Source organism: Roseobacter sp. HKCCA2468, assembly GCF_037805105.1.
Lineage (GTDB): Bacteria > Pseudomonadota > Alphaproteobacteria > Rhodobacterales > Rhodobacteraceae > M30B80.
Genome location: NZ_JBBLYN010000006.1, coordinates 80,123 through 93,793, shown reverse-complemented (window position 1 = coordinate 93,793; position 13,671 = coordinate 80,123). Strand labels below are relative to the sequence as shown.

12 protein-coding genes and 1 pseudogene are annotated in these 13,671 nt (G+C 49.4%); 11 read left to right on the top strand and 2 right to left on the bottom strand.

Annotated features, from left to right (window positions below):
• Nucleotides 1-422: 422 nt before the first annotated feature.
• Nucleotides 423-1,097 (top strand): annotated as a pseudogene (locus AAC620_RS12000) (nuclear transport factor 2 family protein); the annotation flags it as partial.
• 268 nt (nucleotides 1,098-1,365) lie between these two features.
• Here AAC620_RS12000 and AAC620_RS11995 read toward each other — a convergent pair.
• The gene (locus tag AAC620_RS11995; protein ID WP_340245285.1) at nucleotides 1,366-2,370 is read right to left on the bottom strand and encodes a LacI family DNA-binding transcriptional regulator; all 1,005 of its coding nucleotides are present in this window, start codon (nucleotides 2,368-2,370) and stop codon (nucleotides 1,366-1,368) included.
• A 243-nt stretch (nucleotides 2,371-2,613) separates the two neighbouring features.
• On the opposite strand from AAC620_RS11995, the gene AAC620_RS11990 reads away from it, so the two are divergent.
• From AAC620_RS11990 to AAC620_RS11950, 9 genes are all read left to right on the top strand, one after another.
• Nucleotides 2,614-3,882: an ABC transporter substrate-binding protein gene (locus AAC620_RS11990; protein ID WP_340245284.1), complete on the top strand. Its 1,269-nt coding sequence runs from the start codon at nucleotides 2,614-2,616 to the stop codon at nucleotides 3,880-3,882.
• Nucleotides 3,883-3,982: 100 nt separating this feature from the next.
• Nucleotides 3,983-4,831 carry a carbohydrate ABC transporter permease gene (locus AAC620_RS11985; protein WP_340245282.1) on the top strand — a complete coding sequence of 283 codons (849 nt, stop codon included), beginning with the start codon at nucleotides 3,983-3,985 and terminating at the stop codon, nucleotides 4,829-4,831.
• Complete coding sequence (locus AAC620_RS11980) at nucleotides 4,828-5,667, top strand: carbohydrate ABC transporter permease (RefSeq protein ID WP_340245280.1); 840 nt, start codon at nucleotides 4,828-4,830, stop codon at nucleotides 5,665-5,667. Before AAC620_RS11985 ends, AAC620_RS11980 begins: the two co-directional genes overlap by 4 nt.
• 26 nt (nucleotides 5,668-5,693) lie before the next feature.
• A complete protein-coding gene (locus AAC620_RS11975; RefSeq protein ID WP_340245278.1) occupies nucleotides 5,694-6,731 on the top strand; it encodes an ABC transporter ATP-binding protein in 1,038 nt (345 codons plus the stop codon).
• Nucleotides 6,732-6,743: 12 nt separating this feature from the next.
• Nucleotides 6,744-8,009, top strand: a complete 1,266-nt coding sequence (locus AAC620_RS11970) for an amylo-alpha-1,6-glucosidase (RefSeq protein ID WP_340245276.1) — start codon at nucleotides 6,744-6,746, stop codon at nucleotides 8,007-8,009.
• On the top strand, nucleotides 8,006-8,701 hold the full coding sequence (locus AAC620_RS11965; RefSeq protein ID WP_340245274.1) for a PIG-L deacetylase family protein: 696 nt from the start codon (nucleotides 8,006-8,008) through the stop codon (nucleotides 8,699-8,701). Before AAC620_RS11970 ends, AAC620_RS11965 begins: the two co-directional genes overlap by 4 nt.
• A gap of 15 nt (nucleotides 8,702-8,716) precedes the next feature.
• Nucleotides 8,717-9,403: a D-lyxose/D-mannose family sugar isomerase gene (locus AAC620_RS11960; RefSeq protein ID WP_340245272.1), complete on the top strand. Its 687-nt coding sequence runs from the start codon at nucleotides 8,717-8,719 to the stop codon at nucleotides 9,401-9,403.
• 3 nt (nucleotides 9,404-9,406) lie between these two features.
• Nucleotides 9,407-9,832, top strand: a complete 426-nt coding sequence (locus AAC620_RS11955) for a GNAT family N-acetyltransferase (protein ID WP_340245270.1) — start codon at nucleotides 9,407-9,409, stop codon at nucleotides 9,830-9,832.
• The gene (locus AAC620_RS11950; RefSeq protein WP_340245287.1) at nucleotides 9,832-11,112 is read left to right on the top strand and encodes a glycerate kinase type-2 family protein; all 1,281 of its coding nucleotides are present in this window, start codon (nucleotides 9,832-9,834) and stop codon (nucleotides 11,110-11,112) included. Before AAC620_RS11955 ends, AAC620_RS11950 begins: the two co-directional genes overlap by 1 nt.
• A gap of 17 nt (nucleotides 11,113-11,129) precedes the next feature.
• Here AAC620_RS11950 and AAC620_RS11945 read toward each other — a convergent pair whose 3' ends face one another.
• Nucleotides 11,130-12,230, bottom strand: a complete 1,101-nt coding sequence (locus AAC620_RS11945) for a mandelate racemase/muconate lactonizing enzyme family protein (protein WP_340245269.1) — start codon at nucleotides 12,228-12,230, stop codon at nucleotides 11,130-11,132.
• A 623-nt stretch (nucleotides 12,231-12,853) separates the two neighbouring features.
• On the opposite strand from AAC620_RS11945, the gene AAC620_RS11940 reads away from it, so the two are divergent.
• On the top strand, nucleotides 12,854-13,480 hold the full coding sequence (locus AAC620_RS11940; RefSeq protein ID WP_340245267.1) for a hypothetical protein: 627 nt from the start codon (nucleotides 12,854-12,856) through the stop codon (nucleotides 13,478-13,480).
• The last annotated feature ends 191 nt before the right edge of the window (nucleotides 13,481-13,671 follow it).

Sequence of the window (13,671 nt, the reverse complement as noted above, 5' to 3'; positions counted from 1 at the left end):
AAAGACGCGTTGAAACATTGGTAATCTTTGTCATGCCGGCCTCTCATCAAAAATCGTATCCAAATATGCCACCGGATGGATGTAATTGCCACCAATCTTCTACTAGACCCTCTTCGTCAAAATAGCACGCTAATGAAACTAAATACCCAAGTTTCAAGATCCATGAATTGACGTGCGCGGAACGCCGTAGAAAAGACCTCGACGCGCCACTTGGGCATCCTATTGACGTTGGTTGGACCAAGTGACCCCAAAGGGGGGTAGGTTGCTATTAGCTTAGTCCTCGGGCTCTAGACCTGGAAGGGATTTTTACACATATGAATAAAGGCCGATTTAAGGCACAGCTCCCTGAAAGAGCTAAGGGGCTAGCATAGAAAAGCCAACAAAGTGTAGGGTCAGTTACAGCAAGGCAATTAAATGAACGCATCAAACCGACAAATAAATTGGTCATGCTACGCTACGCCGAATTTCATCGTGTAGAGTCAGGTAAGATTGTCGAAACAGCATTGTTCTTGGACATCCCCGCGCTGATGATGCAAGTTGGCTTGCGGCCCTTCCCAGACCAAACAGCAGCTCAGTTTGTTCAACCTGGGCCACTTCCCCATGACGCGATAATGACGACATCGCAACCTGCCAATGAAGGCACAAAAACACTCGAGGCCATCAACCGAATGATCTCGGATCTCGGCCAATGGAAATCAGGACTACCATTGGAGGAAGAACTTTCCAGATCGTGGCACACTGACATGGTTTGGTGGGGGCCAGCTGGAATTGGCGCCACATATACAATTGAACGTTACGCCAAACAGCATTCTGGGCCATTTCGTGCTGGCTTCACTGACCGCAGCGCAACAGGCCATATATGCCGTTTTGCCGAAGGACATTACGGCGGCTTCTTCGGGTGGCCAAATTTCACTGCCAAATCAACCGGCGGCTTTCTTGGAATGCCTGCATCGGACACGGCAGGAGAATTCAGAGTCGTCGATATTTACCGTAGACGGGGTGACAAACTGATCGAGAACTGGGTGTTCATCGACCTCCTACATTATCTGAAAACTCAGGGCCTTGACGTTTTGCGACGTTTACAACCCCTAAAATAAAGGATTTTCAGTTCTATTATAACACCCTCAATAGCCGAGGCCATGTTGCTATGTGTAACTATAGAAAATGGTTGCAGTGGCACTATCCATTGGGCTTGGCGGTGCTTGTTTTCCCTTAGCGATGCCGGGTCCGACCTTGTTGATCAGTTTGCCACTTCAGAAGATGGCGACGGCGACTTCATGTGAACATCTCCTGCGCAAATAGTCGAGCCGGACAACAACCGACAAACGCGTTTCTTGACATCTCTAATTACTGCCAGGCAGCAGCCTAATGCACTGCCCCAGTTGTTTCTCGTATCAGTAACTCAGCCGACACCTCGGAAACGGTTACGGGCATATCTGGCTCTCTTATTCTGGCTAGAAGCACTTGACCCAATTTGCGGCCTAACTTTACGGGCGACACCGCCATCGTAGTTAATCTCGGTGTCGCGACTTCAGCGTCCTGGATGTCATCGAATCCAACAATGGACACCTCACGCCCAGGCACGATGCCCATCCTTTGCAGCGCCAAGCACGCACCCAAAGCAACCATGTCGCCATTGCAAACCACTGCGGACACGTTTGGATGAGCCTTTAACAAGGCATCCATCGACTTGAGGCCTGCAAGTTTATTGTCTTCCGAGTCCCACACAAGAGGCTGAGATAGGCCGTTATCGCTCAGGCACTTTTGATAACCTGTAATACGGTCGCGCCGTACTAATGTCATTTGAGTACCACCCAAGTAAGCGACTGACTGGTGGCCAAGATTAATTAGGTGCTGAGTGGCTTGATACGTTGCTTCTGAATTGCGGATGCCAACATGATCGAACAACGGGCTTACGTTTCTCAAAAATGTGACCGTTGGAACCTTATGAGCTTGCAGCAGGCTGTAGGTTGTATCGTCTGTGCCTATTGTCGGCACCCACAACAACCCACCTCGACCGTGCATGATAAATGACTCCAACTGCTGTCGTTGACGGTTTGCGTCATCCCGAGTGTCGAGCACCGACACTAAATATCCTTCGGCCTCCAACAAATCGACCACGCCGCTTATAACTTCCGCGTTGAACGGGTTAGACAACTGATTAATGACAAAGCCGACCTCACGGTTTTCACCAGAGCGCATTGAAGCAGCTTTCTGATCAGTCAAATAATGCAACTGTTGAGCCGCAGAGACCACTTTGCGACGCGTTTCTTCCGAAATTCTCCCAGTACCACGTAAGGCCTGGCTAACTGTTGGAATGGAGACGCCGGCGAGCTTTGCAACCGTCTCAAGGGTGGGCTTTTCAACCATTTTAGCTAGCTTTCAGTACAACGATATATCAATGTCCTATAGATTTATATGCTGATTTTAAAAGAAAAAACAATAGAAAACTAGCTTTATTGGTAATCAAATGGCGGTAAATAATTGACAATTGCTATAACGTTATATCAAATTAAAGCACTTTCACGATTCGCCGCCAAATGACGGCAGTTGCGATAAACGGCAGTTCACTTAAGGGCCATAGACCCCTTCAATGACACTTTGGGAGGAACCATGACAGTAAAGTCGAAATTAGCGACAGCGGTGTCCGCGATTGCATTCACCTGCACAGCATATACAGCACAAGCAGAAATCTTATTTTGGTCGACACAGGCCAAACCAGTCGAAGAAGCCCAGGCAATGAGAGAGCAGGTTCTAGCAGGCTTCAGCGGCGATGTGGATTATCAACCCAATGACGGGGGCCCATGGGTCACGCGTCTCAACGCCGAGCTGTCTGCCGGCTCAGGTTCGATTGGGGTATTGGGAGCACTCCACGGTGACTTTGCGGCAATGGATCCTGAAAACTTGATTGATCTATCGGATCTGGGAGTGGCCTCAGCGAGCGACACCTTCAACAATTTAGCAATGCTTGGCACCGACACCATGCAGTACATCCCATGGATGCAGGCAAGCTATATCATGGCAGCCAATCGCGAGGCTCTGCAGTACTTGCCAGATGGCGCGGACATTAACGCCCTCACCTATGACCAATTGATCGAGTGGGCGGCAAATGTACATGAGGCAACTGGAGAGGCAAAATTTGGATTTCCAGCTGGTCCAGATGGGCTTAAGCACCGCTTCTTCCAAGGATACTTGTATCCCTCATTTACCGATGGCGTAGTCCGCACGTTTGCGTCTGACGCCGCAGTGAACGCTTGGGAAACCTTTGCTCGCTTGTGGGAGCATACAAACCCCGCGTCGACAAACTTCTCCTTCATGCAAGAGCAATTGCTCTCTGGAGATGCTTGGATTGTGTTTGACCACACGTCTCGTCTGGCAAATGCCTTCAACGAACGCCCTGATGACTTCGTTGCATTCCCGGCACCAGCTGGCCCAACTGGACGCGGCTTCATGCCAGTACTGGCTGGTGTTGCAATCCCAGCCACCGCGCCAAACATTGACGAGGCACGCGCACTTGTGAGCTACATGTTGGAGCCAGAAACTCAAATTGCCACGCTCCGTACAACAAACTTTTTCCCGGTGGTAGACGTTGAGCTTCCTGATGATTTGCCACCATCTGTTCAGGCGGCAGGCAGTGCGATTGCTGCCATGAGTGGGTCACCAGATGCAAATCCTGGCCTCTTGCCGGCTGGTCTTGGTGATCGAGGGGGTGATTTCAATCGAGTCTTCGTCGACTCCTTCGAGCGTATAATCTTGGGTGGCCAAGACATTCGCGCGGTTCTCGATGATCAGAAGGCAACCCTCGCGGCAATCATGACCGATACCGGTGCCCCATGCTGGGCGCCTGATGCACCATCTGATGGGGCCTGCCCCGTCGAATAAACCTCCCAAGTGAGGCCGAGGTCTGCTCGGGCCGTATTGGCTCGAGCAGACTTTGATCCTAACAATTTCAATAAGACTTACCTTTCAAACGGAGCGGCCGATGAACAGTCGTATATTGCCCTATGTGCTGATTTTGCCGGTCGTTGTATTTCTGTTGGCGTTTTTTATTTATCCATTTGTATTGGTTTCCCAGCAAGCATTTCAGGGAGATGATGGTGGCTGGACCCTAAGCAATTTCCAGGACGTCATCAGTTACTGGAAGTTTCCAATTTCATTGAAAAACACTCTGCTGCTCGCGGCGGCTGTGGTTCCTATCCAGTTAGCGTTGGCCTTGCTCATGGCGACAATGGTTAGTCGAATGAATAAGGGCCGTGACTTAATCTTATATGTTTGGACCATACCTTTGGGGATATCTGATCTCGCTGCAGGGATTATTTGGCTCGCAATATTTGAACAGTCCGGCTTCTTGAACTCAATGCTAAGTGGTCTCGGGCTGATCGAGCGCCCAATGAACCTCCTCAGTTATCAAAGCCCATTGATCGTATTCACCGCAATCGCTCTTGCCGAAATCTGGCGCGCGACAGCGATCATGTTAGTAATTCTAGTGGCTGGTATTGGCCTAATCCCTAAGGAATACTACGAGGCAGCAGACGTATTTGGCGCATCCAAATGGAAACAATTCATTCGGATCACCTTTCCTCTTCTTAGGCCCAGCTTGCAAACGGCGCTAGTTTTACGGGTAATCCTGGCATTCGAAATTTTTGCGGTAGTCGCTGCACTGGGAGGAACATTGTTTCCGGTTCTAATGGGCGAGACCTACGCTTACCAATTTGACCTATTAAACTCTGGGGCAGCCGCCGCGATAGCTTTGATCATTCTTGGGATATCGATCGCATTTACAATTGTCATCCTTCGCGTTTTGCGCGTTCCTAAAGGCGCCTCAATATGAATAAAACCTTATCAAGAAATGGCATTCGGCCCGTTGGGAGCAGCGCAAAGCTTGTCTACGTTTCATCTGTTGTCCTGCTGTGCGCGTGGGTAATCGTACCAATTTACTTTCTGTTGATTAACACACTCTCATCGCCTGAAACTGTAAACAGCTTCCCGAAATCATTCTTTCCCGAATTTGATTTCGGGAGCCTGCAGTTTTTTGCCGAATTTTCAGGTATGCTTACTGCCTTAAAAAATTCGATCGCGGTAGCCTTTTTGACAATGATCATGTCGATATTGATTGGCGCCCCTGCAGGATATGCACTTTCTCGCTTTGATTTCGTAGGCAAAAATTTGTTCCGACTATTGATCCTACTAACCCGAGCATTTCCGTTACCATTGTTGGCGCTGCCCTTAGCAGTAATGTTTATTCAAACAGGGCTAGATGACACAGTTTTTGGCTTGTCGTTGGTCCACACTACGCTTGCTATTCCGTTTGCAGTTTTGATCACTTTTTCATTGTTTTCTGGGATTCCGTTGGAATTGGAGGAAGCTGCATGGACACTAGGATGCACTCGGCTTTCAGCGTTTAGGAAGGTGGTTTTGCCGCTTATTTTACCAGGCATCACTGCCTCAGCAATCTTCGCCTTTGTGATTTCATGGAACGAAGTTTTCGCAGCTGCTGTGCTTACCATTGAAAACCGAACACTAACGGCTTTCTTGCTTCAAAATTTAGGCACATCGCCACTGCATTTAAAATTCGCAGGCGGGTTCATCCTGGTAGTACCCGCACTAATTTTCATCTTCGCCGTGCGCAAATATCTGTTTGCCATGTGGGGTATCGCGAACCGTTAAGCCGCGAAAAAATGGGAAATCGTTGAATGGCCGAAATTCAAATTAAAAATGTAGCCAAGAAATTTGGTGAATATCAGGCGCTAACTGATATCAACCTCACGATCACCGATCAGGAGTTCATGGTTCTTCTTGGAGCGTCAGGCTGCGGGAAGTCCACGCTGCTTCGCATAATCGCAGGCCTTGAAACAGCAAGCTCGGGGGAGGTTTGGATTGGTGGAAAAAGGATCGACCATCTTCCTCCAAAGGATCGAGGCATCGCAATGGTGTTTCAAAATTATGCAGTGTTTCCACACCTAACTGTATTTGAGAACATTGGGTTTGGCCTCCGCATGAAAAAGCTACCCAATGATGTTGTGCGTCAAAGAGTAGGCAAAGTTGCCGAACTAATGCACATTGAAATGCTTTTATCTCGGTATTCTGGGGAGCTATCGGGCGGGCAAAGGCAGCGAGTTGCCGTCGCACGTGCACTGGCAATGGAGCCTGACGTAATATTGATGGATGAACCTCTGTCCAACTTGGACGCGCTGTTGCGGATGGAAATGCGCGCTGAATTAAAGGGGGTTTTGGCGGAAAGCAAAACCACCGCAATCTATGTGACGCATGATCAGGTTGAAGCAATGAGCATGGCTGACCGCATTAGCGTCATGCATCATGGTAAAATTGTCCAGGCGGATACCCCAATCCAAGTATACCGTAATCCGTCAGCGAAATTCGTTGCGAGCTTTATTGGCAATCCTCCGATGAATTTCTTGCCGGCGTCCCGTGTCGGTAAAGAATGGTCCGTTGCAGGGGTAAAGTTTTCCGGCCCTGAAACTGGAACTGACAAGCTGGAGTTTGCAATCCGCCCGGAGGATCTGAAACCCGCCGACGCAGGAATATGCGCTACGGTAAAAATAGTGGAGCCTTTGGGCGCCCATTTACTTGTAACTTGTACTGTTGAAGGCGACCTCTTCCGGGTTGTCATGGACAGCGACACATCTGTCAAATCAGGTCAGAAAATAACTTTAGCTCCTCAAGCTAATCGTATCCGGTGGTTCGATCCAAAAACCACGGCAGCCCTTTAAAGAGTCGCTTCAATGAAACAACAAACTATCGATCAAGCCAAAGCTGTAATGATTAAAAACGACCGGGGCTATTACACGGTTCCGACTCATGGACTTTATCCGTTTCAATGGAACTGGGACAGCGCGCTGAGCGCACTTGGCTTCGCTCATTTTGACGAAGCTCGCGCCTGGACAGAACTTGAGACGCTTTTTGCGCATCAGTGGACTGATGGCATGGTGCCACACATAATCTTCCACGAGATGGATGATGGTTATTTTCCAGGGCCTGAAGTCTGGGCTACAGGCAAAACGGTGCCAACTTCGGGTATAACCCAGCCCCCTGTAGCTGGCTTCGCCGCGTTACGAATATTCGAGCGCGCAAAGGATAAGAAGCTCGCCACAGAGAAGGCGCGGGCGCTGCTGCCGCGCATTCACGCGTGGCACAAATGGTTTTTTGCCAACCGCGACCCACATGGCACCGGCCTTGTCGCAATAATTCATCCCTGGGAAAGCGGTCGCGACAATTCAGTGGATTGGGACGAAGCTTTTGAACGCATTCCGACCAAAGGCGTTAGCCCATTTAAGAGGCGCGACACAAACCATGCAAATCCAGATCATCGCCCTACTGACGAGCAATATAAGCGGTACATTTGGCTTGTTCAAAGATTCCGTTCTTTGGATTGGGATAATACAAAACTCCATGATGCTTCGCCGTTTCAAATCGTTGACCCTGGCTTCAATGCAATACTAATTCGAGCGTGCGTCGACCTCGCTCAACTTGCAGATAAATTGGGAGAAAAAGAGATTGCTGCGCAGTCACGCGCAATGGCTAGCAAAGGACTAGCGGCAATGGAGAGCCTTTGGTCCGATGAGCATTGCCAATATCTTTGCCTAGATAGGGCTGTCGGCACATTAATAAACAGTCCTTCGATCGGAGGTCTCCTTGCCGCTTTTGCACCAATTTCAAAAAGTCGCGCTCGATTGCTCGCAGAACGAATTAGTACACTTTCGAAAAGTTGTTCCTATTTAGTGCCGAGCCACCCTCCATCAGCACCACAGTTCGAACCTTTAAGATACTGGCGCGGGCCCGTTTGGTTGATTGTTAATTACATGATTGCAGACGGACTGTTGATTGCCGGTGAGACTAAAATGGCCTCCCGGATCAAACGGGACTGTTTGGAATTAATCAATAAAAGCGGCTTTGCAGAATATTACGGCCCAATAAATGGAGAACCATGTGGTGGCGGTTCATTCACATGGACGGCGGCGATGGTAATTGAAATTCTTGAGGCGCCATGAACACCAGGGTCACTATTGTCACCGCCCACCCAGATGACGCTGAGATATACGCTGGCGGGCTGATAGCTGCTTACGCTCAAATGGCTATCAAAGTTCACATCGTCATTGCAACCAATGGCGAAAGGGGCGGGGCATTGCCTGCCAAGACCCTCGGCAAGTTGCGCATTGATGAGGCTATTGCTGGGGCGAAAATACTTGGAGCCGAAGTTCGTTTTCTAGAGCTTCCTGACGGTAAATTGAATAACTGCGCTAATCTGTCGTCTCTATTGAGGAACGCCTTTTCCCAGATATTGCCCGATTTAATATTAGCGCATCATCCACAAGACTATCATTCAGATCATCGCGCTATTGCTGAGGCTTCACGCCAAGCCGCATCATTTCGCGCACCGATTGCGTGGCTAGATACAATGATGGGTGTGGGCACCAGCCCAACTCACTACATTGACACAACTATATTCCAGGACATTAAGCGGTCAGCAATTTTATGTCATACGAGCCAAGACCCGTTACGATTCTCTGAAAAGGCGCAGCTTTTAGGAAAATTTCGTGCGGCTCAATGCGGGCATGACGGATATGCCGAGGCTATTCAGCACCATCCTATTTACCCATTTTGTGACATCCGTTCCCTTTTACCTCCCCCCCCGCCCGTAAAGCCAATAACGGATCGCAATGCCCAACTTAATGCAAACTAGAATAAGTAAACGCCAATGAAACGTTCCACTATCAACACCATCATGGCGGAAGCCGATGAACTCATTAGGAAGTACGGATTTACGCTGCCACCTTTTGCGTATTGGTCACCCGAAACTTTCACTGATCAAAAAAAGCGTGCGCAAAATGTAATCAATGCACGCTGCGGTTGGGACATTACAGATTATGGGGCGGGCAACTTCGACGAAATGGGTTTGTTTCTGTTCACGCTCAGGAATGGCCGGCTTGAGGATCTGCAGCGCGGAGGCGGTATGTGCTATGCCGAAAAGCTACTGATCTCTCGGCAGGATCAGCTTTCCCCTATGCATACTCATATCATTAAAGCCGAGGACATCATTAACCGCGGCGGCGCTGATCTGATTGTTGAACTATTTGGCTCGGACGATCACGGAAACTTTGCAGAAGACAAAGGCGGCACCGTATTTTGTGATGGCATTAGGGTCGATTACGCTGCGGGGCAAAAGCTCAAATTGGCGCCCGGTGAAAGTGTTACGCTTATGCCAGGTGACTGGCACGCTTTCTGGGGCGAAGGTGGCGATGTGTTGATCGGAGAGGTCTCAACCGTCAATGACGACGAAACCGATAATATCTTCCGAGAACCAATTGGACGATTTGCAACCATCGACGAAGATGTTGCACCAACCCATTTATTGGTAAGCGACTATGCAAAATGGTTGGCCTGACCCATGTCCCTTCTTCCAATCGAATTAGCAGGGCCAGAGGTTGCGGCACAGCTCGAAACGAGCCTTCTCTCAGATTTGCGGCAGAGCCTGCCCCAAAGCAGGAATGAGGCGATCACATTGTCGGTTATAAGTTCTGACGGCAGCCTTGCTGCAGGATTGGCTGGATCAACAAGCTATGGATGGCTTTTAATCAAAGTGCTTTGGGTCACACCGAAACTCCGTCGGCAAGGTTATGCTCGTGCATTGGTGACAAACGCCTTTGTCCGCGCCAGATCGATTGGGTGCCATAGCTCATGGCTGGATACGTCAAATGAGCAAGCACTGCATTTCTATGCTTCTTTGGGCTTCAAAGTCTTCGGTATACTGCAAAACCAAGGCGCGGATATCCCGAAATGCCATAAACGTTGGTTTCTAAGTCGGTCAATTTGATGCCCCCTTTAATAGCCTCCCAACGCGATCCCCGTCAGTTTCTCACAGACTTGTTTTGGGTTGCGGTAAAAACTGCGGATCCTATGCGTGTGCTGAAAGACTATCTGCCTGATCTTCCAAAGGGCCGTCTCTTGGTTATTGGCGCGGGCAAAGCAAGCGCGCGGATGGCTGAGGCTGTCGAGGCCACTTATGGCCCTTGTGAAGGCCTGGTGATTACGAGATATGGGTACGCCCGCCCTTGCAAAGGCATAGAGATTGTTGAGGCGGCGCACCCTGTACCTGACGCGGCAGGCGAAGCTGCAACGCATCAAATGCTTGCCCTTGTTGCAGGGCTTGGGCCCAATGATCTTGTTCTTGCGCTCATTTCTGGCGGCGGGTCTGCCTTGCTTTGCGCACCAAGTGATGGCTTGACGCTTGAGGACAAAATTGACGTAAACCGTGCACTACTCGCCTCTGGCGCTCCGATTGGTGACATAAACGTCGTTCGCAAGCATCTCAGCCAAGTAAAAGCTGGCCAGCTGGCTGCAGCTTGCTATCCCGGCCGCTTAGTCAGTTTACTTATTTCTGATGTGCCTGGCGATGATCCGAGTCAGATCGCCTCTGGCCCAACTGTCGGAGAGACGAGTGTTGCCAATGATGCATTGTCGATCATCGATCGCTACGGCATAACAGTTCCCCATAATGTTCGGAGAGCCATTGCGCGATCAACTGTAGTCGTACCGGATGACCCGCGATTGGCATTTGCAACGACACATATCGTTGCGGCGCCTTCACAATCCATTGCGGCAGCAGCTAATCATGCATCTGCTAGTGGCTTCGATGTCCGTCTTCTTGGTGAGGCGCTTGAAGGTGAGGCGCGCGAACTGGGTGAAGCCCACGCACGACTAGCACTTGAGTTGCAGTCTGCAATGCAGAAGAACGCCTCTCCAATTCTACTGCTTTCAGGCGGCGAATGTACTGTCACGCGCCGAGGCAATGGTATCGGAGGCCCAAACGCTGAGTTCACTCTCTCTGCGGCAATCACTTTGAAGGAAAGAAATGGCATTCATGTTCTCGCATGTGACACGGATGGCGTCGATGGTGCCGCTGAGGTAGCTGGAGCATACGCTGGTCCAGAAACGTTTGAACGTGCGCGACAGCGAAGTGTGGACCCCAAACGCGCATTGGAAAACAATGATGCGCACAATTTTTTCAAACAAGTAGACGGCCAAGTTATCACCGGCCCAACATTGACGAACGTTAATGATTTTAGAGCAATGCTGATCTATCCGGCCCAATAATACCTAATCGAAGTTATTTATATGTTAAGTGCATTGTCAGCTTCGAGTTTTTCCCAGTCAAACTCCACACCAATTCCCGCTGTAGATGGTGCGACAGCCATATGGTCATCATTCAATGTTAAGGGAGCAAGAGTATAGGTGTCGATAGGAAACGCATGTACCTCCAACCAGCCCGAATTTTTGCGTCCTGACAAAAGGCTAACATGAAGTTCTTGCATGCCGTGAGTGCACAAACTGATCCCCTGTCGCTCGGCTAACTCTGCCGCACGAAGCCATGTTGTTATTCCACCGCAGGTTGCCACATCGGGTTGAAAGAAGCTAAATGCCTTGGTTTTCGCCAAAAGCTCAAAATCATTTAGAGAATGACAATTTTCTCCAATCGCTAGTGGAAAACCTGTTTCTGAATGGATCCTGCGGTATCCATCCAAATCATCGGGATCGATTGGTTCTTCAAACCAAGTAATATCCGCGCCTTCAAATTGATGAATTGCAGCAATGGCTTTATCAACAGACATTCCATAGTTAGCGTCCACCATAAACATCATTTCAGAGCCTATGCGCTCACGAACCGCGAAAATGCGATCTATGTCTTCTTGTAAATCTTCGCGCCCAATTTTGATTTTGACGCCATTAAAACCCCTCGCAATCACACCATCCATATTTTGCAAGAGCCTATCTAGCGAAAAATTAAGGTCAATTCCGCCGACGTAGGCCTTGCAAGTTTGCGCAGCGCCACCGGCCATTTCACACAATGACAATTGGTGTGTTTTTCCACGAATATCCCAGAGTGCCACATCCACAGCGGCAATAGCGAAAGCCGATATACCTCCACGCCCCACATAATGGATATGCCAACGCATCTGATCATGCAGGTCTTCAAGGTGTTCGGCGTTCTTGCCTATCAAAAATGGCGTGAGATCATGGTCAATCATAGCCTTTATTGAGTGACCGCCCCAGCCTCCAGTATAAGAATATCCAGTACCCTCTCTACCATCTTCGAGCGTGACTGTGGCTGTAATTAACTCAAAATGGGTGTGATCACCGTGCTTAGCGTCAGACAGGATCTCGGAGAGTGGCAAGCGAAAAAGACGCGTTGAAACATTGGTAATCTTTGTCATGCCGGCCTCTCATCAAAAATCGTATTCCAATATGCCACCGGATGGATGTAATTGCCACCAATCTTCTACTAGACCCTCTTCGTCAAAATAGCACGCTAATGAAACTACATACCCAAGTTTCAAGATCCATGAATTGACGTGCGCGGAACGCCGTAGAAAAGAACTCGACGCGCCACTTGGGCATCCTATTGACGTTGGTTGGACCAAGTGACCCCAAGGGGGGATAGGTTGCTATTAGCTTAGTCCTCGGGCTCTAGACCTGAAAGGGATTTTTACACATATGAATAAAGGCCGATTTAAGGCACAGCTCCCTGAAAGAGCTAACGGACTAGCATAGAAAAGCCAACAAAGTGTAGGGTCAGTTACAGCAAGGCAATTAAATGAACCTGTAAATATCCCACCAAAACTATAGCAGATTGCAGTTTAATTAGAATAGGTGGAACCAGTAATTGGAGAAAACCCATCAAACACACGCATTTTAGTATCACGGGTTTCGAGCAATTGCATACGTAAGACCCCCTGCAACGATGCCTAAAATCCCAAAATTCCTGCAGCGTAACCTTAGTGCAGCTTACTATCACATGTGCCGCTTGGGGACACCATTGCCGGCTGAGGCTGAACGCATGCTGCGCGACGGGTTACATCGTTGGGCAGAAGCTGTGCTCGTTCAGCGCGCATCAGCGGGCAAAAGCCGTAAGAAGCAGGTGCAAGCCGGCCGACTACCTCAAATGCGCAAAGAACTGAGTATGCTGAAAGAGGCTCTCGAGCGTCATAAAAAACCAAACCACGCTCGCACTGAACGGCGCGTTGACAAGCTCTCTGACGACACAAAGGCAATCCTAAACGGCGCCTTTAAGGGGCGTATGTATTTTCAAGTTGAGGACTTTGATCAAATCAACTTCGCTAACCCTGAGCACCGACAAACACTACTGGATGCTATTGAAGGTATGCGCTGCTCGCTCAATGAGTTCGATGACCCTAAGTTCAATCAAGCATTGGATGAAGCCTTCTACTGCCTCGCGGATGTATTTGAGGCCACGACTGGCCAACCGGCGCGGCTGTCTGCCACTTACGACAATCTTGCAAAAAGTTCGTACGACAAAGCTGTCCTCGCCACCTATCGCATGGGTAAACCACTGGGTGATTATCAAACCGAAGATTTTAAGGGCACAAAGCGGGTCATCCCCGAAAAGGCAAAATTTAAAGTTGCGGCCCAAGCCTATGACACTGCAATGGATCGTAGGCCCTAAGCATCTGATATAAATTTATAAAATCTGCTTACGCTGCCTAAGTTAGCGCAGCCCGAATCGCAGATTTATTCTCGGCGCATGTCTAATCTGCGTCCTCATATCCCTCCTTCTGCACAGGCAGCTTCGGCTGATCTTTGTGCCACGCTTGAGGCGCTTGCGCGACTGATGGCGCGGCACTGCGCGCGAGCGGA